The 23,407-nt window shown below is 64.3% G+C and carries 18 protein-coding genes; 4 read left to right on the forward strand and 14 right to left on the reverse strand.

Annotated elements, in window-relative coordinates:
• Window positions 1-46: 46 nt before the first annotated feature.
• From ACEN8I_RS04645 to ACEN8I_RS04665, 5 genes are all read right to left on the reverse strand, one after another.
• Window positions 47-1,489 (reverse strand): caspase family protein, encoded by a 1,443-nt coding sequence (locus ACEN8I_RS04645; RefSeq protein WP_413326780.1) that lies wholly within the window; start codon window positions 1,487-1,489, stop codon window positions 47-49.
• Window positions 1,490-1,530: 41 nt separating this feature from the next.
• Complete coding sequence (locus ACEN8I_RS04650) at window positions 1,531-2,967, reverse strand: caspase family protein (RefSeq protein WP_413326782.1); 1,437 nt, start codon at window positions 2,965-2,967, stop codon at window positions 1,531-1,533.
• 55 nt (window positions 2,968-3,022) lie between these two features.
• A complete protein-coding gene (locus tag ACEN8I_RS04655; protein WP_413326784.1) occupies window positions 3,023-4,462 on the reverse strand; it encodes a caspase family protein in 1,440 nt (479 codons plus the stop codon).
• Window positions 4,463-4,651: 189 nt separating this feature from the next.
• Window positions 4,652-6,031: a caspase family protein gene (locus tag ACEN8I_RS04660; protein ID WP_413326786.1), complete on the reverse strand. Its 1,380-nt coding sequence runs from the start codon at window positions 6,029-6,031 to the stop codon at window positions 4,652-4,654.
• A 215-nt stretch (window positions 6,032-6,246) separates the two neighbouring features.
• Window positions 6,247-7,968 carry an FMN-binding glutamate synthase family protein gene (locus ACEN8I_RS04665; protein WP_413326789.1) on the reverse strand — a complete coding sequence of 574 codons (1,722 nt, stop codon included), beginning with the start codon at window positions 7,966-7,968 and terminating at the stop codon, window positions 6,247-6,249.
• A gap of 94 nt (window positions 7,969-8,062) precedes the next feature.
• Between ACEN8I_RS04665 and ACEN8I_RS04670 the strand changes: the two genes are divergently transcribed.
• Window positions 8,063-8,878 (forward strand): UPF0149 family protein, encoded by an 816-nt coding sequence (locus ACEN8I_RS04670; RefSeq protein WP_413326791.1) that lies wholly within the window; start codon window positions 8,063-8,065, stop codon window positions 8,876-8,878.
• 16 nt (window positions 8,879-8,894) lie between these two features.
• Here ACEN8I_RS04670 and ACEN8I_RS04675 read toward each other — a convergent pair whose 3' ends face one another.
• The 7 genes from ACEN8I_RS04675 to ACEN8I_RS04705 form a co-directional block, all read right to left on the reverse strand.
• Complete coding sequence (locus ACEN8I_RS04675; protein ID WP_413326793.1) at window positions 8,895-9,680, reverse strand: 5'-methylthioadenosine/adenosylhomocysteine nucleosidase; 786 nt, start codon at window positions 9,678-9,680, stop codon at window positions 8,895-8,897.
• Between the two features lie 175 nt (window positions 9,681-9,855).
• A complete protein-coding gene (locus ACEN8I_RS04680) occupies window positions 9,856-11,544 on the reverse strand; it encodes a long-chain-fatty-acid--CoA ligase (protein WP_413326795.1) in 1,689 nt (562 codons plus the stop codon).
• 167 nt (window positions 11,545-11,711) lie between these two features.
• Window positions 11,712-13,136, reverse strand: coding sequence for an NAD(P)(+) transhydrogenase (Re/Si-specific) subunit beta (locus tag ACEN8I_RS04685; protein WP_413326797.1), 1,425 nt, complete (start codon window positions 13,134-13,136; stop codon window positions 11,712-11,714).
• Window positions 13,133-13,459, reverse strand: coding sequence for an NAD(P) transhydrogenase subunit alpha (locus tag ACEN8I_RS04690; RefSeq protein ID WP_413326799.1), 327 nt, complete (start codon window positions 13,457-13,459; stop codon window positions 13,133-13,135). Before ACEN8I_RS04690 ends, ACEN8I_RS04685 begins: the two co-directional genes overlap by 4 nt.
• A gap of 6 nt (window positions 13,460-13,465) precedes the next feature.
• Complete coding sequence (locus ACEN8I_RS04695) at window positions 13,466-14,173, reverse strand: hypothetical protein (protein WP_413326801.1); 708 nt, start codon at window positions 14,171-14,173, stop codon at window positions 13,466-13,468.
• Window positions 14,170-15,285 carry a Re/Si-specific NAD(P)(+) transhydrogenase subunit alpha gene (locus ACEN8I_RS04700; protein ID WP_413326803.1) on the reverse strand — a complete coding sequence of 372 codons (1,116 nt, stop codon included), beginning with the start codon at window positions 15,283-15,285 and terminating at the stop codon, window positions 14,170-14,172. The genes ACEN8I_RS04695 and ACEN8I_RS04700 overlap by 4 nt, the downstream gene beginning before the upstream one ends.
• 236 nt (window positions 15,286-15,521) lie before the next feature.
• Entirely contained in the window at window positions 15,522-17,057 is a 1,536-nt protein-coding gene (locus ACEN8I_RS04705; protein WP_413326805.1) for a CoA-acylating methylmalonate-semialdehyde dehydrogenase, read from the reverse strand.
• Window positions 17,058-17,227: 170 nt separating this feature from the next.
• Between ACEN8I_RS04705 and ACEN8I_RS04710 the strand changes: the two genes are divergently transcribed.
• Both ACEN8I_RS04710 and ACEN8I_RS04715 read left to right on the forward strand, forming a co-directional pair.
• Complete coding sequence (locus tag ACEN8I_RS04710; RefSeq protein WP_413326807.1) at window positions 17,228-18,190, forward strand: LysR family transcriptional regulator; 963 nt, start codon at window positions 17,228-17,230, stop codon at window positions 18,188-18,190.
• A 61-nt stretch (window positions 18,191-18,251) separates the two neighbouring features.
• Window positions 18,252-18,776: an NUDIX hydrolase gene (locus ACEN8I_RS04715; protein WP_413326809.1), complete on the forward strand. Its 525-nt coding sequence runs from the start codon at window positions 18,252-18,254 to the stop codon at window positions 18,774-18,776.
• Here ACEN8I_RS04715 and ACEN8I_RS04720 read toward each other — a convergent pair.
• Window positions 18,770-20,371 (reverse strand): glucan biosynthesis protein, encoded by a 1,602-nt coding sequence (locus ACEN8I_RS04720; RefSeq protein WP_413326811.1) that lies wholly within the window; start codon window positions 20,369-20,371, stop codon window positions 18,770-18,772. The genes ACEN8I_RS04715 and ACEN8I_RS04720 overlap by 7 nt on opposite strands.
• Before the next feature lie 207 nt (window positions 20,372-20,578).
• Between ACEN8I_RS04720 and mnmA the strand changes: the two genes are divergently transcribed.
• On the forward strand, window positions 20,579-21,820 hold the full coding sequence (gene mnmA / locus ACEN8I_RS04725) for a tRNA 2-thiouridine(34) synthase MnmA (protein ID WP_413326813.1): 1,242 nt from the start codon (window positions 20,579-20,581) through the stop codon (window positions 21,818-21,820).
• Here the strand turns inward: mnmA and ACEN8I_RS04730 are convergent.
• A complete protein-coding gene (locus tag ACEN8I_RS04730; protein ID WP_413326815.1) occupies window positions 21,799-23,283 on the reverse strand; it encodes a MipA/OmpV family protein in 1,485 nt (494 codons plus the stop codon). The two genes, mnmA and ACEN8I_RS04730, sit on opposite strands and share 22 nt — an antisense overlap.
• Window positions 23,284-23,407: the final 124 nt, after the last annotated feature.

Consider the following 23,407-nt stretch of genomic DNA (forward strand, 5'->3'; position numbering starts at 1 on the left):
TGGCTGGCAGATAGCATCCACGCGAACGTGGCCTGGTGCTGCCGGCTTAACGCGGCGTGAACTCGGCTGAAACCACATTGCGCCCGCCCATCAGGCTTTCCAGTTGTGCCGAGGTCGAATCCGGCAAGTCCCGCTGGCCGCTGTAAGTTGCCGTCCACTTGCCATATACCCGCTCGTCGTAAACGCCCAGGTAGCGGTAGTGATATGCCACGCTGGCATCGATGCGGACCTTGCCGCCGCCGACATCGACCGAACTCCATGTGATCTCGCCGGGCGAGGGCCATCCTGCGTCCAGCCGCTCGATGCGGGCCTCTCCTCTGGCTCCGGCTTTGACGGGCAGCGTCCAGAGTGAGCCCGATATGACTTTCACCACCACATCGCCAACCCGCAATTGCTCGATACGGCCACCGCTGGCAACGATGTCACCCGATGAATACACGGTGCGCTCACCGCTGCGCTGGCTGACCGTGACGGCAACCGAGTTCTTCTGGCCATAAGCCAGGTCGGTGCTCACCAGCGTGCCGACAAGTTCAGGCACGCCGGGCGACGGCACCTTGGCCGATTCGGTGACCGGGCGGGCCGTCTTCAGCTGCAAAAGCCGGCTTTTTGCCAGGCTGGCAAACACACCGTCGGGGAATTGCGTGAGGTAGGCCTGCAGGTCGGCCGGGGAATTGCTGGACTTGACGCTTTCCCAGTAAGCCAGCTCCATCGCGGCGGTATCAGGACGCACCGGCGCTGGCCGGCCTCGAAAGAAGAACTCGCCTTCGAGTGCGGTGTTTTCCCAGGGAATCTGCTGGTTGTTGCTTTGTTTGCGCACTGCGGTGCGCACCTGCTTGAAGACCTCCTCGACCGGCAGGCCCGGCTGGCGTATCACCCTGGCCAGGTTTTCGGTGTAAAGCCCGTTGCGGCCCGGGCCGTCCGAGGCGACCGAGCCGGGGGCGGTGGCATACGCCACCAGCGAACCGCCAGGCGCGCGCATGCCGGCCAGCCCATCGAGGGCCGAGCGTGACTTCGACGGGAAAGGGTTGTTGCGGCAGGCATCCAGGATCACGAGATTGACGCGGTTGCCGGCGGTCTGCATTTTCTCCAGTACCGTGCTGGCGTTCAGGCCGTCATCTGCGACCTCGTCTTCGTTTCGTATGTCCGAGTCGATCGAGATCAGGAAGTTTTCACCGCGCACCTGCACGCCATGGCCCGCGAAGTAAAACAAACCAACGCCGCCTTCGGCCTTGAGCTTGTCGCCGAACTCGCGCACCAGGCGCCGCATTTCCCGCATGGACGCGTTCTCTGCCTTGATGACGGTGAAGCCGGACTCCTTGAGCACGGACTCCATCAACCGGACATCGTTGACCGGGTTGCGCAAAGGAGAGGCTTTGTAAGCCGCGTTGCCGATCAGCAGGGCCAGTTTCGGCTCGGGAGCTCCTTGTGCCGTCGCGGCCTGGCCCCAAAGAAGCATCGCCATCAGGAGCAAGAGCAGGCGTGGGGTCATGATGAAAAAGTGTGAAGTGAAGACTTGCGGGCTGCGTCCAGTTACCGAAACCTAAGCTCCGTTGCGGCCACATTTTTGGTCGAGGACGTGGGACTGAAGTTTCGCAGTTGCGCGGTCGAAGAGTCCGCCAGTTCCCGACCTGCGCTGTAGGTGGACGTCCATTTGCCATAGATATTGACTGGAGTGGCGTTGAGGGGAGACGGCGAGGTATACCACACCGTCGCATCCACGCGAACCTTTCCCTGGCCAAGGGGCGCGGCCGTCCAGTGGAATGCCCCCTTGACGCTGTAACCGACATCGACTTGTTCCACCGACGCCTGGCCGGAGGCTGCCTGGTCCTTGAGCGGCACGGTCCACAAGGCGCCACCAGTCACGCGCAGCACATGTTCGCCAACACGCAACTGAAGCACCTCGCCCTTGGCGGAGATCACGTCACCGGTGGAGTAAGTTTTGGTGCCGTTGGCCTCGACGGCAGTGGTTGTCACGTCCAGCTTGCGCTTCAGCCCGGAAAAGCTGTCGATCAGGTCCAGCGTGCCCAGCACATTGCCGCCCGCCGTGCCCGGACCGGCCGCCTTTAGCTGTGCAAGCCGGGCTTGTGCCAGGCTGGCAAACAAGCCCGCAGGGTGTTGTGACAGGTAGGCCTGCAGGTCGGCCGGGGAATTGCTGGACTTGACGCTTTCCCAGAAAGCCAGGTCAATGGCGGCCGGGTCCGGTTTGCCGCCCGGGGACTGTCCCCTGAAGAAGAACTCGCCTTCAAGCGCGGTGTTCTCCCAGGGCGTCTGCTTGTTGCCGGTCTCCTTGCGCACTGCGGTGCGCACCTGCTTGAAGACTTCCTCGATGGGCAAACCGGGCTGGCGGATGACTCTGGCCAGGTTTGCGGTGTAGGGGCTGTTGCGGCCGCTGCCGTCCGCCGCGACCGCCCCCGGTGCGGTCGCATAGGCCACCAGCGAACCGCTGGGCGCCTGCATGCCGGCCAACCCCGAAGAGGAGGCTCGCGACTTGACGGGGAAAGGGTTGTTGCGGCAGGCGTCCAGGATCAGGATGTTGACCCGATTGCCGGCGCTTTGCATCTTCTCAAGCACCAGGTTGCCGTTGAGCGCATCGTCCGGCACTTCGTCTTCATTGCGGATGTCCGAGTCGATGGAGACCAGGTAGTTGTCGCCGCGCACCTGCACGCCATGGCCGGAGAAATAGAACAGGCCGATCCCGCCTTCGGCCTTGAGCCGGTCACCGAATTCTCGTACCAGGCGGCGCATCTCGCGCATGGAAGCGTTCTCCGCCTTGATCACGGTAAAGCCCGACTCCTTGAGCACCGACTCCATCAACCGGACGTCGTTGACCGGGTTGCGCAGGGGGGAGGCTTTGTAGGTCGCATTGCCGATCAGCAGGGCCAGGCGCGGCTCGGCTGCGGCCTGCGCGATCGCGGTTTGGCCACAAAGGAGCATGGCCGCCAGGGATAGGAACAGACGCAAGATCATGGCGAAAAAGCTTGAAGTGAGAACCTGCGGGTGGTGGCCGGGGCCTAAGCGAGCCCTAACGAAACTTGAGTTCCGTGGTCATGATGTTGGTGAAAATCGGATACTCGCTTCGCAGCTGTGAGACCGAGGAGTCCGCCAGTTCGCGCCCGGCGCTATAGGTGGATGACCACTTTCCATACATATAGACGCGCGCCGCATTGTGGGGGCTTGGCGAGGAATACCACACCGTTGCGTCCACGCGGACCCTCCCCTGGCCGACGGGTGTGGCCGTCCAACTGAATGTCCCGTAGGCGCTATAGCCGATGTCGATCTGTTCCACCGATGCCTGCCCGGAGGAGGCTTGGTCCTTGAGCGGCACTGTCCACAAGGCGCCGCTTGTCACGCGCAACACGTGTTCGCCAACACGCACCTGGAGAACTTCCCCCTTGTCAGAGATCACGTCACCTGTTGAGTACACCCTTTTGGCGCCACTGGCCCCGGTGGCAGTCACATCCAGCTTGCGCTTCAACCCGCTGAAGCTGTCGGTCAGGTCCAGCGTGCCCAGCAGGTTGCTGCCCGATGCCGATGCGGTGAGCGGGCCGGCCGTCTTCAGCTGTACGAGCCGGCCTTTTGCCAGGTTGGCGAACAGGCCGTTGGGGTACTGCGACAGGTAGGCCTGGAAGTCGGCCGGGTAATTGCTGGTTTTGATGCTTTCCCAGAAAGCCAGGTCCAGCGTCGCGATGTCAGGACGGCTCGACGACGCAGGCTGGCCGTTGAAGGCGAATTGCCCTTCCAGGGCCGTGTTCTCCCAGGGGGTCTGCTGGTTGTTGCTCTGTTTGCGCACCGCGGTGCGCACCTGCTTGAAGACCTCTTCGACCGGCAGGCCGGGCTGGCGTATCGCCCTGGCCAGGTTTTCGGTGTACAGGCCGTTGCGGCCAGGGCCGTCCGAGGCGACCGAGCCGGGCGCGGTGGCATATGCCACCAGCGAGCCGCCGGGCGCGCGCATGCCGGCCAGCCCATCGGGAGCTGCGCGTGACTTCGACGGGAAAGGGTTGTTGCGGCAAGCGTCCAGGATCACGAGGTTGACGCGGTTGCCTGCTGTCTGCATTTTTTCCAGGACCATGCTCGCGTTGAGCCCGTCGTCGGCAACCTCGTCTTCGTTGCGGATGTCGGAGTCGGTGGAGATCAGGAAGTTTTCGCCGCGCACCTGCACGCCATGGCCCGCAAAGTAAAACAGGCCGACGCCGCCGCTTTCCTTGAGCCTGTCGCCGAACTCGCGCACCAGCCGGCGCATGTCGCGCATGGACGCGTTTTCCGCCTTCATTACGGTGAAGCCGGACTCCTTGAGCACGGACTCCATCAACCGGACATCGTTGACCGGATTGCGCAAAGGGGAAGATTTATAAGCGGCGTTACCGATCAGCAAGGCCAGGCGCGGCTCGGGAGTGCCTTGTGCCATGGCGGCCTGGCCCCAAAAAAACATCGCAACCAGGAGCAGGAAGAGGCGTGGGGTCATGTGAAAGGCGTGGAGTGAAAACTTTCGGGCCGCAGGCCGGGTCTCCTGCATTTTCACACAGCTCTTTTGTTTTTGGCGGGGGCTTTGTCGGGTTGGCGCCATCTCTGAGAATCAGCCTCCTCTGATTGGAGGAGGCCTGACCGGCTTCAAGCGCCATACCTACATGCCTGCCTGTCGTCGCGCCCATTCCTAGCGCAACTTGAATTCGGCCGACATGATATTGTTGTTATAAAGAAATTGCCCCTTGAGCTCGGCGGCAGAGGAATCCGGCAACTCCCGTCCGGCGCTGTAGGTGGCCGTCCAGCTGCCGTAAAGATCAGTACGCCTGCCGGATACCGGATTGGGTGTCATGTAGCCCACCTTCGCATCTATCCTGATTTTCCCCTGCGGTAGCGGCGTAGCGACCCAGTTCAATACGCCGGGGGCGCTGAAGCCGGTATCCACCTGCTCCACCGTGGCGCTGCCCGAGCCTTGCCCCTTCAGCGGCACGGTCCACAGCGCGCCCGCGGTAACCCGCAAAACATGTTCACCTACGCGAATCTGGCGAACCTCGCCGGTTCGGGTGATCAGGTCGCCCGATGAGAATGCGATCTGGTTGGGGTCGGGTTGGGTGGCCACAATCGGCGAGCTGTGCTTGGCACCGGTGCGCGTATCCGTCAGCTCCAGAATGCCGAGGATATTGCCCTGCGCCGCCACTGCGCCCACAGACTTCAGTTGTTCGAAGCGGGCCCTGGCCAGTCCGGCAAATGTTCCATCGGGAAATTGCGTCAGGTAGGCCTGCACTTCCGCCGCGTTGTTGCTGTTTTTGACGTTATCCCAGAAGGCCAGGTCAAGGGCCGCCGGATCCGGCTTGCTGCCCACGGACTGTCCCCTGAAGAAGAATTCGCCTTCGAGCGCCGTGTTTTCCCAGGGAATCTGCTGGTTGTTGCTTTGCTTGCGAACCGCGGTGCGCACCTGCTTGAAGACCTCCTCGACCGGCAGGCCCGGCTGGCGGATCGCCCTGGCCAGGTTCTCGGTGTAGAGCCCGTTGCGGCTCGTGCCGTCCGAGGCGACCGAGCCGGGGGCGGTGGCATACGCCACCAGCGAGCCGCCGGGCGCACGCATGCCGGCCAACCCATCGAGCGCCGAGCGCGACTTCGATGCGAAGGGATTGTTGCGGCAGGCATCCAGAATAACGAAGTTGACGCGGTTGCCCGCGGTCTGCATCTTTTCCAGGACGATGTTGGCGTTCAGCGAGTCGTCAGCGACCTCGTCTTCATTGCGTATGTCGGAGTCGGTGGAGACCAGGAAATTCTCGCCACGCACTTGCACGCCATGGCCCGCAAAGTAGAACAAACCGACGCCGCCTTCGGCCTTGAGCTTGTCGCCGAACTCGCGCACCAGGCGCCGCATCTCCCGCATGGACGCGTTTTCCGCCTTCATCACCGTGAAGCCGGACTCCTTGAGCACGGACTCCATCAGCCGGACATCATTGACCGGATTGCGCAAAGGGGAAGACTTATAAGCGGCGTTACCGATCAGCAAGGCCAGGCGCGGCTCAGCCGCATGCGCACCGGCGCCGGCCAGCACTGCCAGGAGCAATACAACCCAAAATTTGTTGAAAGACATGAAAGATCTTGCAATGATGAATGGAGGATGTGCGTGCAGCCTGCTCTGCCAGTCGGTATTTTCACCTCGGCCGCCTGAAACACTCGGGTGAATTTGCGCCTCTGTACTTCGATTGGAGGAGAAGCCCTGGCCATGCGACTCGGCTAATGGTAACGGCGGTGCGTATGGCGCGCAGGCTACGCGTGTGACGGCACCGCGGCCACGGCGCCATCCGGCCCGGCCGGCGCCTGCATGGCGGCGCCGTTGGCGCGAAAGCTGTGCGCGCTGGCCAGCGGCCAGTAGTAGCTGAACACGGTATTCTGTTTTTCCAGCGAGCCCAGCAGCGCGCCGGGCTCCACCTGCATGATGAGGTTGCTGAGCAGACGCACCTCGGTGTCGGTCAGGCGGCGCACGATGTGATGGGCGTTGACTTCGCGCGGATGGCACAGGCCCGCGGCCTGCACCAGCTCCTGCAGCGCATGCAGCGTGCTGCGGTGGAAGTTGCGCACGCGCTCGGCCTTGTCGGGCACCACCAGGGCCTGCTGGCGCACCGGGTCCTGCGTGGTGACGCCCGTCGGACATTTGCCGGTGTGGCAGCTCTGCGCCTGGATGCAGCCCAGCGCCATCATGAAGCCGCGCCCGGCGTTGCACCAGTCGGCGCCCAGCGCCATGAGGCGCACCATGTCGAAGGCGCTGACGACCTTGCCGGCCGCGCCTATGGAGATGCGGCTGCGCAGGTTCACGCCGATCAGCGTGTTGTGCACCAGCAGCAGGCCTTCCTGCAGCGGTGCGCCCACGTGGTCGGTGAACTCCACCGGCGCGGCGCCCGTGCCACCCTCGGCGCCGTCTACCACGATGAAGTCGGGCGTGATGCCGGTCTCCAGCATGGCCTTGACGATGGCAAACCATTCCCAGGGATGGCCTATGCAGAATTTGAAACCTGTGGGCTTGCCACCCGAGAGCTTTCGCAGCCTGGCGATGAAATGCATCATCTCCACCGGCGTGGAAAACGCGCTGTGGCTGGAGGGCGAGATGCAGTCCTTGCCTTGCGGCACGCCGCGCGCCGCGGCGATCTCCGCGGTGACCTTGGGGCCGGGCAGTATGCCGCCGTGGCCGGGCTTGGCGCCCTGGCTCATCTTGAGCTCAACCAGCTTGACCTGCGGGTCGCGCGCGTTGGCGGCGAAACGCTCTTCGCTGAAGCTGCCGTCCTCGTTGCGGCAGCCGAAGTAGCCCGAGCCGATTTCCCAGATCAGGTCGCCGCCGTGCAGCCGGTGGTGCTGCGAGATCGAGCCCTCACCCGTGTCGTGCGCGAAGCCACCCAGCTTGGCGCCCTTGTTGAGCGCCATGATGGCGTTGGCCGAAAGCGAGCCGAAGCTCAGCGCCGAGATGTTGAAGACGCTGGCATGGTAGGGCTGGGTGCAGGGCTCGACCGAAGGCGAGGGGTGGCCGGGCGAGCCACCTATCCAGACGCGGAAGTCGTGCGAGGCCAGTTTGGTCGGCGACATCGAATGGTTGACCCATTCATAACCTTGCGCGCCCACGTCGAGCTGCGTGCCGAAGGGCCGGTTGTCGGGCTCGCCCTTGGCGCGCTGGTAGACCAGCGAACGCTGGGCGCGCGAAAACGGTGTGGCCTCGCTGTCGCTTTCAATGAAGTACTGGCGCATCTCGGGCCGTATGAACTCGAACAGAAAGCGCATATGGCCTATGACCGGGTAGTTGCGCAGCACCGCGTGCCGGGTTTGCCGCAGGTCATGCACGCCCACGCCAACCAGCGCGATGCAGGCCAGCAGGGCCAGCAGGGTCAGCCGGCCCACGCCGAAGAGCGCCAGGCTGAGCAGCGCCAGCAGCACGCCCAGCGCGCACAAGGCCATGAAGGAGTAACGAACCGGGAACCGGGCATCCAGACGCTGGAGGAACATGGTGGCGCTTCCGTGGGGGAGGGCAGAATAACCGCGATGCGGCAGATACACTTTGCATCATAAGAGCCTCGCGTGAGGCTCAGGACTGTTTTTCATGAAGCCCACCCCCAAATCCGCCACCCCTTCAACGGCTTTCCTCGAAGCGGAAGACTTCGACGAACTCGATGCCATCCTCGACGACTTGCGCACCCGCTACGACGAAACGCCGCAGTGGGAGTTTTGCGAAGGTTTTATGGCCGCCGTGATCTGCTCGCGCCGGCCCATCGCCGCCGACGAATACCTGCCCGTGCTGCTGGCCGTGCCCGCCAACGGCGAGGCGCCGGACCCGGAAGGCGGCTCCTTCGCGGACGATGGCCAACGTGAGCGCTTCCTCACGCTGTGGAACCGGCGCTGGCAGGAAGTTGTCGTCGCGCTGGACTCGGAAGTCGACTCGCTGGAAGACGACAACTGCTACCACCCCGAGGTGATGGACATACGCGGCGCCGTGGTCGAGATGGCGCCCGAGGAACGCGCCGCCTTCAAGGGCGAGGACCTGCCGGCTTTTGCCCAGGTCTGGGCGCTGGGCTTTATGTTCGCGGTCGAAAGCTGGCCCGACGAATGGATGGCCCCGCGCGACAAGGACGCTGCCAAATGGCTGGACGGCGCGCTGCAGGCCGTGGTGGCCATGACCGAAGACGACACGGCCGCGCCCGAAGTCTCACCGCTGAGCGAAGACGGCGCGCCCAGCACCAGCATCGCCCGCCTCAATGCTTTTGGCGAGGCCATCTGGGCGGTGTACGACCTGCGCGAGCTGTGGAAGACGCTGGGACCGAAAGTGGAGACCGTGCGCGCCGAGGCTACGCCGGGACGCAACGACCTGTGCCATTGCGGCAGCGGGAAAAAATACAAGAAGTGCCACGGCGCGGGCTGAGGCTTCCCCGCCGCGGTCAAGGCTGCAGCGATAGCAGCAGCTTCTCCACAATCGCATGCGCATAGCGGCTTGCCACTTCCTCGATGAAGCGCGGGAAGTCCACATGCGCGCTGTCGTCCGCGCGGTCCGAGATGGTGCGCACGGCGGCAAAGGGCACACCGTAGTCGTGGCAGACCTGCGCCACGGCCGCGCCCTCCATCTCGACCGCGAGCACCTCATGGCCCGCGCCCGTGAGCGCGGCATGCAGGTCGCGCGACTCGCCGGCGCCTGAGACAAACCGGTCGCCGCTGGCAATCAGTCCAAGGTGCGCGCGCGAGCCCGCAAATGCCGCGCCGGCCCCGCCAATGCCACCATCACCGAGCGCCGCGGACGCCGCGCTGAACAGCAAGGCCGTGAGGGCCGCGTCGCCCTCGAAGCGGCTACGGCCGTACAGCGGCACCTCGTAGCGCGGAAACAGCGGGGAGGCATCGAGGTCGTGCTGCACAAAATCGCTGGCCACCACGACGTCGCCCACATTCACGCCCGCGCCCAGGCCGCCGGCCACACCGGTGAACACCATGCGGCGCACGCCGAAGCGCTCGATCAGCGCGGTCGCCGTGGTGGCGGCCGCCACCTTGCCGATTTTCGACAAGGCCAGCACCACGGGCCGGCCGTGCAGCTCGCCCAGCCAGAAGTCGCGACCGGCGTGCGTCACCTTGCGCGGCCGGTGCAACAACTCCATCAGCCCTTGCTGCTCCTGCAGCAGGGCGCTGAGGATGGCGATGGGGGTTGGGGAGTTTGAGGCGGTCGTGGACGTTGGCATGGCAGGATTGTGCCCACAAAACCCGGACGCAAAAAAGGGCGACTTGCGCCGCCCTTAGAAAACCTTTGCAGGCTCTAAAAAAATTTGCTGGTTGGCTACTTCTTGTAGCTCCGGCATAACAAGCCCTGCAAGCAGGGCAGTTGTAAGCCTTCGCTGAAAGAAATGAAGCCGTGCTTCATTTCTTGTCCCGCAGCTCGCGGCGCAGAATCTTGCCGACCGGTGTCTTGGGCAGCTCGGTGCGGAATTCCACCACCTTGGGCTGCTTGTAGCCGGTCAGGTTGGTCTTGCAGTATTCGCGCACCTGGGCTTCGGTGAGGTCCGGGTTTTTCTTGACGATCACCAGCTTGACGGCTTCGCCGGATTTTTCGTCGGCCACGCCCACGCAGGCGCACTCCATCACGCCGGCCAGCTTGGCCACCACGTCCTCGATCTCATTCGGGTAGACGTTGAAGCCGCTCACCAGGATCATGTCCTTCTTGCGGTCGACGATCCTGAAGAAGCCGTTTTCATCAAGCACACCGATGTCGCCCGACTTGAAGTAGCCGTCCGGCGTCATGACCTTGGCGGTTTCGTCGGGGCGCTGCCAGTAGCCGGCCATGACCTGCGGGCCCTTGATGGCGATCTCGCCGGGCTGGCCCTGCGGCACTTCGTTGCCGTCATCGTCAAGCAGCTTGAACCAGGTGCCGGGAATCGGCACGCCTATGGTGCCGGTGAAGGCCTTGCTGTTGGTCGGGTTGCAACTGGCCGACGGCGAGGTTTCCGAAAGGCCATAACCCTCGCAGATCGGGCAGCCGGTCTTCTCGAGCCAGAGCTTGGCGACCGCGCTTTGCACGGCCATGCCACCGCCCAGCGAGATCTTCAGGTGCGACCAGTCCACCGTATTGAAGTCCGGGTGGTTGGCCAGGCCATTGAACAGCGTGTTGACGGCCGGAAAGCTGTTGACCTTGTGTTTGGAGAGTTCCTTGAGTACCGCGGGCAGGTCGCGCGGATTGGGGATCAGGATGTTCTTGCCGCCGGTGCGCATGCCCAGCATCATGTTCACGGTGAAGGCGAAGATGTGGTACAGCGGCAGTGCGCAGACATAGGTAGGCTGGTTGCCGGCCTGCATGCTGGCCATGGCCGGGCCGTTCCAGGCTTCGGACTGCAGCACGTTGGCGATCACGTTGCGGTGCAGCAGCACCGCGCCCTTGGACACGCCGGTGGTGCCGCCGGTGTATTGCAGCACGGCCACGTCGTCGGGCTTGATGTCGGGGCGCTTGAGTGTCAGGCGCGTGCCCTGTGCCACCGCGTCGTTGAAGCGCACGGCGCCCGGCAGGTTGAATGCCGGCACCATTTTTTTGACGTTGCGCACCACGTAGTTGACCAGCGCGCCCTTGAGCATGCCGAGCTGGTCGCCCATGGCGCACAGCACCACGTGCTTGACCGGGGTGGCTGCGATGCATTGCTCCAGGGTGTTGGCGAAGTTCTCGATGATGACGATGGCCTTGGAGCCCGAATCCTTGAGCTGATGCTCAAGCTCGCGCGGGGTGTACAGCGGATTGACGTTGACCACGACGTAGCCTGCGCGCAGGATGGCCGCCACGGCCACCGGGTATTGCGGCACGTTGGGCATCATGATGGCGACGCGGTCGCCCTTGGCCAGGCCCAGGCTTTGCAGGTAGGCGCCGAAGGCCTGCGAGAGGCTGTCGGTCTGGCCGAAGGTGATGTCCTTGCCCATGAAGCTGTAGGCGACGCGGCTGCCGTGCTTTTTGAAGCTTTCCTCCATCAAGGCCACCAGCGACGGGTACTGCGACGCGTCGATGTCGGTGGGAACGCCCGGCGGGTAGGCCTTGAGCCACGGGCGGTCAATGGTCGCTGCATTCATGTTTGTCTTCTCCATTACGTTTTGCTTACAGCCATGAATTCTCACGGCGCGCCCTCTTCGTGGCTATTGCGTTTTCCCTAGGAATTCCGGGAAATCAGAAGGGGAGTCCCTCTAAAGTGAAAGGGCCCGCGGCACCCGGCCGCGGAAAAGCCCCGGCATCCCGCGTTTTACTCGACGGCCTTGCCCATGTCTTCGATCACCTTCTTGGCATCGCCGAACACCATCATGGTTTTGTCCATGTAGAAGAGTTCGTTGTCCAGGCCCGCGTAGCCGGCTGCCATGGAGCGCTTGTTGACGATGACCGTCTTGGCCTTGTAGGCCTCCAGGATGGGCATGCCGTAAATGGGGCTGCCCTTGACGTGCGCCGCAGGGTTCACCACGTCGTTGGCACCCAGGATGATGGCCACGTCGGCCTGGCCGAACTCGGCATTGATGTCTTCCATTTCATGCACCTGGTCGTAGGGCACTTCGGCCTCGGCCAGCAACACGTTCATGTGGCCCGGCATGCGGCCGGCCACCGGATGGATGGCGTACTTGACGTTGACGCCCTTGTCGATGAGCTTTTGCGCCAGTTCCTTGACCGAGTGCTGCGCGCGCGCCACCGCCAGGCCGTAGCCCGGCACGATGATGACGGTTTCTGCGTTGCCCAGGATGAAGGCCGCATCGTCGGCAGAGCCCGACTTGACGGGACGCTGCTCCTTGGCGCCCGCGGCGGCCGCGCCGGCCTCGCCGCCGAAACCGCCCAGGATCACGTTGAAGAAGGAGCGGTTCATCGCCTTGCACATGATGTACGAGAGGATGGCGCCGGATGAGCCGACCAGCGAGCCGGCAATGATCAGCATGGAATTGTTCAGCGAAAAACCGATACCGGCCGCGGCCCAGCCCGAGTAGCTGTTAAGCATGGAGACCACCACCGGCATGTCGGCACCGCCGATTGGGATGATGATCAGCACGCCCATCACGAAGCTCAGCGCCAGCATCGCGAAAAACGCTGGCCAGCTGCCCGTGAACATGAACACCAGCCCCAGGCCAATGGTCAGCAGTCCCAGCACCAGGTTCAGTTTGTGCTGGCCGGCAAACTGCACCGGCGCGCCCTGGAACAGGCGGAACTTGTAGGTGCCCGACAGCTTGCCGAAGGCGATCACCGAGCCGCTGAAGGTGATGGCGCCGATGGCGGCGCCGAGGAAGAGCTCCAGCCGGTTGCCTGTGGGAATGGCGCTGCCTTTGGCCGCGATGCCAAAGGCATAGGGCTCTGCCACGGCGGCCACGGCGATAAAGACCGCGGCCAGGCCGATCATGCTGTGGAAGAAGGCCACCAGCTCGGGCATCTTGGTCATCTCGACGGTCTTGGCGCGCCAGGCGCCATAGCCCCCGCCGACCACCAGGCCCACCAGGACATAGACCATGCCCAGGGCCTTTCCGCCCGAAATTTCGACGATCAGCGCGGCCGTGGTCAGCATGGCAATGGCCATGCCCACCATGCCGAACAGGTTGCCGCGTATCGAGCTGGTGGGATGCGACAGTCCCTTGAGCGCCTGAATGAAACAAACGGAGGCCACCAGGTACAGCAGCGTGACGAGGTTCATGCTCATTTGGCGGCTCCTTCAGCGGGCGCGGCGGCTTTCTTTTCTTTCTTGCGGAACATCTCCAGCATGCGGCGCGTCACCAGGAAGCCGCCGAAGATGTTGACGGCCGCCAGTGCCACGGCCAGCACGCCCATGGTCTTGCCCAGCGGCGTTTCGGTCAGCGCGGCCGCGAGCATGGCGCCCACGATCACGATGGCCGAAATCGCGTTGGTCACCGCCATCAGCGGCGTGTGCAGGGCCGGCGTGACGGTCCACACCACGTGGTAGCCCACGTAGATGGCCAGTACAAAAATAATCAGGTTGATGAGGGTGGGTGACACTGCTTCCATGATCGCCTATTGAGGAGTTGATGAAGTAACGCGGGGGGTGGCAAAGGCCACTGGAGGGAGCGTCATGTTGCCGCTCATGGAGTAGACACTGCCCTTGACCGCTGTCGCCAGCTGACGCGCCCATGCAACCTGGCCGGGTTTGAGGCGCGCGGGAAGCGTTGAAGCTTCCTCGCCTTGCAAGCCGATAAAGCTTGGCACCACAACCAAATTGACGCTCAAGCTCGTACCACTGGAGCTGCCTACCGCCGCACTGATGGTTTGCATTGCCGAAGGCACAACAAGGCCGTTGCTTTCCAGGGCGGTCAATACGTCGGGCATAGTGCGCTTGAGATAAGGTTCCGCTACCACGGGGACGGACGCCTGGATGCATTCGAGTGCATTAGGGTCTTGCGTCAGGTTTATGGCATGGGACAGCGAGTTACTCGTGCACGTATTGGTCCAATTGATGCGCAACCCACCGCCTTTTGATGAATTCACCTTCAGAATAGCCATGGGTCGACCATCCGACACCAAAACAAAAGTGCGGGTTTCGACAGGTAGCGCACCAGTGTTAATGCCGTTCACCGGATTCTGGCTATCGCTGTTCGTCAGCGCCTTCCAGTTTCCTTCCGGCAGTTCGATGCTGGCCCTGCCCACCTTTACGGTTTCGGCATGCGCGGGAAAAACTGCCGTTGCGGCTGTCAAAACCGCCAGCGAAAGCAGCTTGCGGATCATTTTTTCCTGACCTCGCCGCCTTGCGTCATCAGGCAGGCCGCGACGATGTCGTCTTCCAGGTCGATCTTGAGCTCACCCTCCTTGGTGATGATGAGCTTGAGGAAGTCGAGCAGGTTGCGCGCATAGAGCGCGCTGGCGTCGGCCGCGACCAGGGCCGGCACATTGGTTTCGCCGATCAGCGTCACGCCGTGCTTGACCACGGTCTTGCCGGCTTCGGTCAGCGGGCAGTTGCCGCCTTGCGGCGCGGCCAGGTCAACGATCACGCTGCCGGGCTTCATGGCCTTGACCATCTCTTCGGTGACCAGCACCGGAGCCGCGCGGCCCGGGATCAGTGCCGTGGTGATGACCACGTCGGCCTGCGCCACGCGTTTGGCGACCTCGGCCTTTTGCCGCTCCAGCCAGCTGGGCGGCATGGGCTTGGCATAACCGCCCACGCCGACGGCGGCTTCGCGCTCTTCGTCGGTTTCATAGGGCACGTCGATGAATTTGCCGCCCAGCGACTCGACTTGCTCCTTCACGCTGGGGCGCACGTCGCTGGCCTCGATGACCGCGCCCAGGCGCTTGGCCGTGGCGATGGCCTGCAGGCCGGCGACGCCGACGCCCAGGATCACCACGCGCGCGGCCTTGACCGTGCCGGCCGCCGTCATCAGCATGGGGAAAAAGCGCTGGTAACGGTCGGCGGCCATCATGACGGCCTTGTAGCCGGCGATGTTGGCCTGCGAGGACAGCACGTCCATGCTTTGCGCGCGGCTGGTGCGCGGCGCGGCTTCGAGGGCAAAAGAGGTCAGCTTGCCGGCGGCCAGGCGCTGCAGGCCGGCGGCGTCAAAAGGATTGAGCATGCCGACCAGCACGCCGCCGGCTTTGACCAGTCCCATTTCGCTGTCCAGCGGGCAACGCACCTTGAGCACGATGTCGGCGCTGTAGGCGCCTGCCGCGTCGGTGATCTCGGCGCCGACGGCCGTGTAGGCCTCGTCGGGAACGCTGGCGGCGACGCCGGCGCCCGATTGCACACGGATGGTGTGCCCCTGGGCTTTGAGTTTTTTGGCCGTCTCGGGCGTGATGGCGACGCGTGTTTCTCCGGCCGTGATTTCGGCGGGTACCCCAATCAGCATGGGTCTCTCCTCAGTACGTTGGTATGGGCTTGGTGGACGTCAGCCCGTGGGTGGGCTTGTGCGTGATCTGTCTTCTGCGTGTCTGTATTTGTACCTGTCATGAAGCTTACATGAGATTTTTGCGATTTTTTGTCAGGGCAGTCTATAGTTTTTGCGTGACCCGCGGCCGCCCATAAGAAAAGCCCCGCCAGCCGCCATGCGGCCGACGGGGCTTTCGCAGCCCTTCGTACCCTGTGCTACTTGGCCGTCGGCATCACGAACTCGGCGCCTTTGCCTATGCTTTCGGGCCAGCGCTGCATGATGGATTTCTGCTTGGTGTAAAAGCGCACGCCCTCTTCGCCATAGGCGTGCATATCGCCAAAGAGGCTCTTTTTCCAGCCGCCGAAGCCGTGCCAGGCCATGGGCACGGGAATAGGCACGTTAATGCCGACCATGCCGACCTGGATTCGGCGGCTGAATTCGCGCGCCACATGGCCGTCGCGGGTGAAGCAGCTCACGCCGTTGCCGAACTCATGCGCATTGATGAGCTCCACCGCCTCGGCGAAGTCCTTCACGCGCACGCAGCCCAGCACCGGGCCGAAGATTTCTTCCTTGTAGATACGCATACCGGGCGTGACGTGGTCGAACAGCGTGCCGCCCATCCAGAAGCCCTTGTCGCAGCCGGCACCGGCCTGGGCGCCCTTGAAGCCGCGGCCGTCGACCAGCAGTTTCGCGCCTTCCTTCACGCCGGTGTCGATATAGCCGGTGATGCGCTGGTGCGCGGCCGCGGTGACGATGGGGCCCATCTCGGCGTCGAGCTCCACGCCGTTCTTGACCACCAGCGTTTTGGCGCGCGCCTCCAGCATGGGCACCAGCTTGTCGGCCACATTGCCGACCAGCACCGCCACCGAGATCGCCATGCAGCGCTCGCCGGCCGAGCCGTAGCCCGCGCCTACCAGCGCGTCCACCGCCTGCTCGAGGTCGGCGTCGGGCATGACCACCATGTGGTTCTTCGCGCCGCCCAGGGCCTGCACACGCTTGCCGTGGCGGGCGCCGGTTTCGTAGATGTAGTTGGCGATCGGCGTGGAGCCGACAAAGGACACGGCCTTGACGTCGGGGTGCACCAGCAGCGCGTCGACCGCCTCCTTGTCGCCCTGCACCACGTTGAAGACGCCGTCGGGCAGGCCCGCCTGCTTGAGCAGGTCGGCCATGAACAGGCTGGGGCTGGGATCTATGGGGCTGGGCTTGAGCACAAAACAGTTGCCGGCGGCAATCGCCACCGGGAACATCCACATCGGCACCATCACCGGGAAGTTGAAAGGCGTGATGCCGGCCACCACGCCCAGGGGTTGGCGCAGCGTCCAGTTGTCGATGCCGGTGGAGACCTGGTCGGTGAAGCCGCCCTTGAGCAGCTGCGGGATGCCGCAGGCGAATTCCACGATGTCGATGCCGCGCGAGACCTCGCCCTGCGCGTCGGTGAAGACTTTGCCGTGCTCGGCGGTGATCATGTGGGCCAGCTTGTCCTTGTTCTGGTTGAGCAGCTCCAGGAACTTGAACAGCACGCGCGCGCGGCGCAGCGGCGGCGTGTCGGCCCAGGCCGGGAAGGCCGCCTGCGCGGACGCCACGGCGGCGTCGACCTCGGCCGTGCTGGCCAGTGCGACGTGGCCCGACACCGCGCCGGTCGCGGGGTTGAAGACCTCCTGGCTGCGGCCAGAGGTCGGTGCGGCGACACGGCCGTTGAGGTAGTGGCCAATAGTGGCCTGAGGGGCGGTGGCGGAGGGGGATAAAGACATGGGGAGATCCTCTGGAGGTGGCCTGGCGGCCGGCAGGAGCCCGAAAGGGGCGGCTTGCTGGCAGTCTAGGCCTGCAGGGCCGGATTGATAACTCCCTTGTTTGTGATTACATTGTTCATATTTTTGAACAATTGAAAGCCGGGGCGACCCGGCGCCGATACCCCTGCAACATGTCCTCCGACCAGCTCTCCCCTCTTGTGGCCGACCTGCACCTGCTCACCGTGCTGGCGGCCACCCGCAGCTTCACCGAGACGGCGCGCCGCCTGGGCGTCTCCAAGGCCTCGGCCAGCATGCGCATCAGCGAGCTGGAGCGCGCCGCCGGCGTGATGCTGGTGCGGCGCACCACGCGCTCGGTGGGCCTGACGGAAGCCGGCCAGCAGTTGGTCAACGGCATGCAGCCGGCCTTTGCCCGCATCAGCGAAAGTTATTCGGCCGTGAAGGACCTGGTGGGCACGCCGCGCGGGCTGATACGCGTGACGGCGCCGGTGGCGCTGGGGCGCCAGCACCTGGCGCCCTGCGTGGCGGCCTTCCTCAAGCGCTTTCCCGAGATCCACATCGAGCTCGAGCTGACCGACCGCTTTGTGAATCTGGCCAACGAAGGCTTCGACCTCGCGATACGCCACACCAACACGCCGCCCGACACCCATGTGGCCTGGGTGCTGTGCGAAACGCGCTCCATCCTGCTGGCCAGCCCCGATTACCTGGCGCGGCGCGGCGTGCCCACCCAGCCCGCGGAACTCGCCGGTCACGACTGCCTGCTCTACCTGGGCAACCACAACACGGCCAGCTGGACCTTTATGCGCAACGGCAAACGCAAGTCGCGCGAGCAGGTCGGCGTCAACATCAGCGGCTCGCTCAAGGCCAACAACAGCGAGGTGCTGCGCGAGGCGCTGGTGGCCGGCCTGGGCATAGGACTGCTGCCGGACTTCAGCGTGCCCCCGGGCGGCGGCCCGCAACCGCCCCTGGTCCATGTGCTGCCCGACTGGCAGGTGCAGGGCTTCTTCGGCGAGCGCATCTATGCCCTCAGGCCCTGGTCGGCCCAGGTGCCCAAGGCCGTGCAGTGTTTTGTCGAGCACCTGCGCGAGAGTTTTGCCCGCGGCTTAGGCGCCGCGCAGCCGGCCCCGGCGCCGTGACAACCCGGACGGGGAAAAACACCCGGGAGAACCGTCACGCGCGCCACGGATAATCACCGCCATGAACAATCGATGGAAGCCCAGCGTTACGGTCGCTGCGGTCATAGAAAAAATAATCGACGGCGTCCCCAGATTCCTGCTGGTGGAAGAGGAAACCCGCGACGGCCTCAAGCTCAACAATCCCGCCGGCCACCTGGACCCGGGTGAAAGCCCGGTGCAAGGCTGCGCCCGTGAGACGCTGGAAGAAACCGCCTTCCACTTCAAGCCGATGGCCATCGTCGGCGTCTACTTGTCGCGCTTCGAGCGGGCCGTGCCCGGCCAGGACGAGCCCATGGACATCACCTATTTGCGCTTCGCGTTTTGCGGCGAACTGGGCGACCACGTCCCCGGCCAGGCGCTGGACGAAGGCATTGTGCGCACTGTCTGGCTGACGGCCGACGAGATCCGCGCCAGCGTCCCCATGCACCGCAGCCCCCTGCTGCTGACCTGCCTGGAAGACTACCTGGCCGGCAAGCGCTACCCGCTGGAGCTGGTGACAACGGACCCCAGCGTGCATGCGCCGCCGGGCCAGCGCGGGGCTCAGTAAAGAATCCGTTGCGCCACAGGCGGCGGCGTCCATTGGTACAGCCAGGTTTCCGTCAATGGCTGGCCGTCGATCTGCAAATGCATGCGCAGGTTGATGGGTGCCGTGCTGTCGCCGTCGGGGCGCAGGTCGAACATGGCGCGCCAGCCCTTGATGGCCTCGAGCGGCCGGGCTGATGTCAATTCAACCGTGCCGCGCGAGGCGGTGATCACGGCCTTGACCTGGGCTGCGGCGTTCAGCAAGGCAAAGTCGCCGCCCGCAAAATCGACCGCAAAACGCCGTGAGTAGGCGGTGCGCTTTTGCCCCACCACGCCGCCCAGTCCGGTGCGTGTGGCCACGCAGCGCGCCAGCGGCCCTTGCGCGGCGGGCGGCTGGCCACCCCAGTGCAGCCGGTAGGAAAACAGCAACTCCTGCCCGGGCTGCGGCTTGTCCTTGGGGTTCCAGAAGGCCACGATGTTGTCAAAGGTTTCGTCCACGGTAGGAATCTCCACCAGTTGCACCGCGCCCGCGCCCCAGCCCGCCTTGGGCTCGACCCACAGGCTGGGGCGTTTTTCGTAGAACACGCCGTCGTCCTGGTAGTGGTCAAAGTTCCGGTCGCGCTGCATCAGGCCGAAGCCGCGCGGGTTGTCGTCCTGGAAGGCGTTGAACTGCAGCTGCGCCGGGTTGGTCAAGGGGCGCCACAGCCATTCGCCCGTGCCGCTGTGCATGGCCAGGCCGTCGGTGTCATGGATTTCGCCGCGCCAGTCCCAGCCCATGCGCCTGTCGTTTTCGCCGGTCTGGAACATGCTGGTGCACGGCGCGATGCCCAGGCGGTCTATGGTTTTGCGCGGGTACAGCGCCACGTCCAGGTCCATGATCTGCGTGTCGCCCGGCGTGATCACAAAGCGGTAGGCACCGCTGACGCTCGGCGAGTCCAGCAGGGCGTAGACGGTCAGTGAAGCCGCTCTCGGGTCCGGCTTTTCGAGCCAGTAGCTGATGAAATCAGGAAACTCTTCCGGGAAAGTTTGCGCCGTGTCGATGGCCAGGCCCCGCGCCGACTGGCCGTACTGCCATTCGCCGCCCACCGCGCGAAAGTAGCTCGCGCCCAGGAAGGCCGCCACGTCACGCACCGGATCGGTGTGGAAATTGAGGCGAAAGCCGGCAAAACCGAGGTCGGCGGGCAGTTTGTCGCCGCGCACGCCGCTTTTCCCGTAGTCGAACATGGCCGGGTCATAAGCCAGTTCCTGTGCCTGGCCGTTGCTCACTTCGTGCATGCGCACCGGCGTCTTGAAATACAGGCCCAGGTGGAAAAATTTGGCCACAAAGCGCAGCTTGTCATCGCCCCACAAGGCATGGTCGTCCCGAAAGCGAATGGCCTGGTGCTGGTCCCAGTTCAGGTCCGCAATACCGGACGGCAAGGCCACAGCCCGGGTCTGGTAGGGTTTGGCGGCCAGGTCGCGCGCCTGGCCCTTGAGCGCCGCGTAGTCGAAGGCCTGGGCCTTGCCCACGGGTTTGAGGCCTGCGGCCTGGGCCAGCGACGAAAGCCATGGCAGCCCGGCGACCATGCCGGCAGCCGCGGCGGCCCGTCCGGTGCGGGAAAGAAATTGACGTCGTTGCAAAGTGGCAGCTCCTGCAAGAAGGGGCTTTCCATTGTGCTGGAAACATCCTCGGCGACGCGCTGCGGCCATCGACATTAGTCCGAATGGCTCAGCGAAGCCGGTGGTTTGCCCCCGGCGGGCGCCAGCCTCCCGCCTGCAGCCGTATGGCCAGCAGGGCCGTAAGGCCCGAAACAGACGCAAAAGCTTTCGCCTTTTTACAATGGGGCCATGGGCAACCCGCAAATCAACACACACAGCCACGGCGGCAATCGGCAACGCATCGTCGTCGGCCTGAGCGGCGGCGTGGACTCCGCGGTGACGGCGCACCTGCTCAAGCAGCAGGGCCACGAGGTCATAGGCATCTTCATGAAGAACTGGGAAGATGACGACGACAGCGAGTACTGCTCGTCCAACATCGACTTCGTGGACGCCGCCGCGGTGGCCGACGTGATCGGCATCGAGATAGAGCACGTCAATTTCGCGGCCGACTACAAGGACCGCGTGTTCGCCGAATTCCTTCGCGAATACCAGGCCGGCCGCACGCCCAACCCCGACATCCTGTGCAATGCCGAAATCAAGTTCAAGGCCTTTCTGGACCATGCCATGCGCCTGGGCGCCGAAAAAATCGCCACAGGTCACTATGCACGGGTGCGCAGGAACGAAAGCACCGGCCTGCATGAGCTGCTCAAAGGCCTGGACCCGGCCAAGGACCAGAGCTACTTCCTGCACCGCCTGAACCAGGCGCAGCTGTCAAAGACGCTGTTCCCGGTGGGCGAGCTGCACAAGACCGAGGTGCGCCGCATCGCCGACGAAATCGGCCTGCCCAACGCGAAGAAAAAAGACTCCACCGGCATCTGCTTTATCGGCGAGCGCCCCTTCCGCGATTTCCTCAACCGCTACATCGCCAAGGCGCCCGGTCCCATCAAAAACGACAAGGGCCGCGTGCTCGGCGAACACGTGGGCCTGTCCTTCTACACGCTGGGCCAGCGCCAGGGCCTGGGCATAGGCGGCGTCAAAGCCAAGGGCGCCGACCTCAAGGCCGCGCAGGCGCGCGGGCTGCGCGGCGTGGGCGAACACGAACCCTGGTTTGTGGCACGCAAGGACCTGGAGACCAACACGCTGTGGGTGGTGCAAGGCCATGACCACCCCTGGCTGCAATCGACGGTGCTGACGGCGCAGGACTGCAGCTGGGTGGCCGGCCATGCGCCCGCGCCTGGCGCCATGGCCGCCAAGACGCGCTACCGCCAGGCCGACGCCGCCTGCGAGCTGCGCCAGGCCTTGAGCGACAGCTGCGAGCTGGCGTTTGCCGATGCGCAATGGGCGGTCACGCCCGGGCAGTCGGCCGTGCTCTACCAGGGCGAGGTCTGCCTGGGCGGCGGCGTGATCACCGCCAGCAATGTGCAGAACCAGCCCGCGGCCCCCGTGTCACCCTCCGCCGGTGCGGCGCGTCACAGAGCCGTTTCGACGTAGGTATAGATGTAGTTCGAGCCGCCGTTGACATTGCCCAGCAGGCGCGACGAGCCGAAGATGCCCGAGCGGTGCGATACGCCAAAGCCGATATAGGTTTCCTTGAGCGGCCGGTAGCCGATCAAATCACCCAGGCTCACGTCCAGGGTCGGGTCCAGGAAGTTGAGCATGCGCGAGGCCTGCTTGCCGTTGGCCGCCAGGCTGGAGGACTCGATGTAAGGGGCGCGCTGCGCCATGGATACTCCCACGCCCAGGCCCAGCCGGGTCTTCACGCGGTCGCTCCAGGGGAAGCCTGAATACACGGCCTTCATGAACAAATCGAGCTGCACGCCGTTGGCCTGCAGGCCGCGCTCGTTGTGCTGCGTCAGGCCCACATAGCCGATGAAGTCCAGCGGCCAGCCGTTCACGTTGTTGATAAAAGGCTTGCCGACCTGGATGCCGGTGATGCTGGTGGCATTGGTCTTGGCCGTCGACAGGCACTGCGCCGTGATGATCTTGGCCAGGTGGCAACCGTCCTCGGTGGACTTGCCGTACAGCACCTTGAAGTAGGTGGGTGTGTCGTTCTCGGCCCATTCGCGCTTGTGGCCGCCGAAGTCGTAGGCCGCACCCACATAGACCGCAGGCAGCACGCTTTTTTGCACGATGGGGCTGTCCTTGACCTTGTTGCCCAGGAAGGTTGCCGACACGCCGGCCAGCAGGCGCCAGCGCTCCGTCAGGTCATAAGAGCCGTAAAGGCCCAGGGAAGTCTGCACGCCCGCACCCGGCGCATAGGCGGGACGGCTGGCCGTGGCCTCGCCGGCCTGTACGCCGTAGTAATAGTTGTTGAGCTTGGCGTCGCGAAACGCCACCGTCAGGCTGGGGCGCAGCATCCAGGGGCCGGAGCGCCAGTCATAGGTATAGCCGAGGCGGAGCTCATTGCCCTTGTAGGTGTTGCCGATGTCGTGCACCAGCTCGGCCTGCAGCGTGCCCCAGGGCTGGCGCCAGCGGTAGGCCAGGCCCAGGTCGATGGCGGAGTCGCGCGCCGACATGCCTGCCAGGCTGGCCGGCAGGCGCTCGGTGGGAAAGCCTTCCAGGCGCTGCTCCACAAAAAGGTCCAGCCGCCGCTCGTCGCCATTGAGCAGCTTCACGCCGCCGCGGTTGGCATGCAGGAACAGCCGCTCGCCTTCGTAAAGATAGAGCGGCAGCAAGTCGTAGCGGCTGCCCGCGTCCTTGTAGGGCGAGCGCTCGACACGCATCACAACGCCGAGCCCGGCGCTGCCCGTCGCCGGGAGAATGTCGGTGATCGGCTCGGTATTGCCGCCGGCCAGGGCCGGCGCGGCAGCGCACAGCCCGCCCAGCACAAAGGCGAAACCGCGCAGAGTGCCGCGCGGCAAAGAAGGCAAAGGGAAACGATTTATCATTTTTTTGACGGTATTGGATGACGGCAGCACCCAGGCAGGCGCGGCAAACACTCCGATGCTATCCACGAACAACGCATTTCCCCCGGCCGATTTGTAAGAAAACAGGCACAGATCGGATAGGCCGATGTCTTCATGCGGGGCTTTATCCTCACACGCCGGCTCACACGTACACTGCCTATCGTCGGGTCTC

This window comes from Polaromonas sp. CT11-55, assembly GCF_047303325.1.
GTDB lineage: Bacteria > Pseudomonadota > Gammaproteobacteria > Burkholderiales > Burkholderiaceae_C > Polaromonas.

Coding starts and splice junctions, on each gene's coding strand:
- ACEN8I_RS04645 (WP_413326780.1), bottom strand. CDS start 1,489: ATGACCCCACGCCTGCTCTTGCTCCTGATGGCGATGCTTCTTTGGGGC.
- ACEN8I_RS04650 (WP_413326782.1), bottom strand. CDS start 2,967: ATGATCTTGCGTCTGTTCCTATCCCTGGCGGCCATGCTCCTTTGTGGC.
- ACEN8I_RS04655 (WP_413326784.1), bottom strand. CDS start 4,462: ATGACCCCACGCCTCTTCCTGCTCCTGGTTGCGATGTTTTTTTGGGGC.
- ACEN8I_RS04665 (WP_413326789.1), bottom strand. CDS start 7,968: ATGTTCCTCCAGCGTCTGGATGCCCGGTTCCCGGTTCGTTACTCCTTC.
- ACEN8I_RS04670 (WP_413326791.1), top strand. CDS start 8,063: ATGAAGCCCACCCCCAAATCCGCCACCCCTTCAACGGCTTTCCTCGAA.
- ACEN8I_RS04675 (WP_413326793.1), bottom strand. CDS start 9,680: ATGCCAACGTCCACGACCGCCTCAAACTCCCCAACCCCCATCGCCATC.
- ACEN8I_RS04680 (WP_413326795.1), bottom strand. CDS start 11,544: ATGAATGCAGCGACCATTGACCGCCCGTGGCTCAAGGCCTACCCGCCG.
- ACEN8I_RS04685 (WP_413326797.1), bottom strand. CDS start 13,136: ATGAGCATGAACCTCGTCACGCTGCTGTACCTGGTGGCCTCCGTTTGT.
- ACEN8I_RS04690 (WP_413326799.1), bottom strand. CDS start 13,459: ATGGAAGCAGTGTCACCCACCCTCATCAACCTGATTATTTTTGTACTG.
- ACEN8I_RS04695 (WP_413326801.1), bottom strand. CDS start 14,173: ATGATCCGCAAGCTGCTTTCGCTGGCGGTTTTGACAGCCGCAACGGCA.
- ACEN8I_RS04700 (WP_413326803.1), bottom strand. CDS start 15,285: ATGCTGATTGGGGTACCCGCCGAAATCACGGCCGGAGAAACACGCGTC.
- ACEN8I_RS04705 (WP_413326805.1), bottom strand. CDS start 17,057: ATGTCTTTATCCCCCTCCGCCACCGCCCCTCAGGCCACTATTGGCCAC.
- ACEN8I_RS04710 (WP_413326807.1), top strand. CDS start 17,228: ATGTCCTCCGACCAGCTCTCCCCTCTTGTGGCCGACCTGCACCTGCTC.
- ACEN8I_RS04715 (WP_413326809.1), top strand. CDS start 18,252: ATGAACAATCGATGGAAGCCCAGCGTTACGGTCGCTGCGGTCATAGAA.
- mnmA (WP_413326813.1), top strand. CDS start 20,579: ATGGGCAACCCGCAAATCAACACACACAGCCACGGCGGCAATCGGCAA.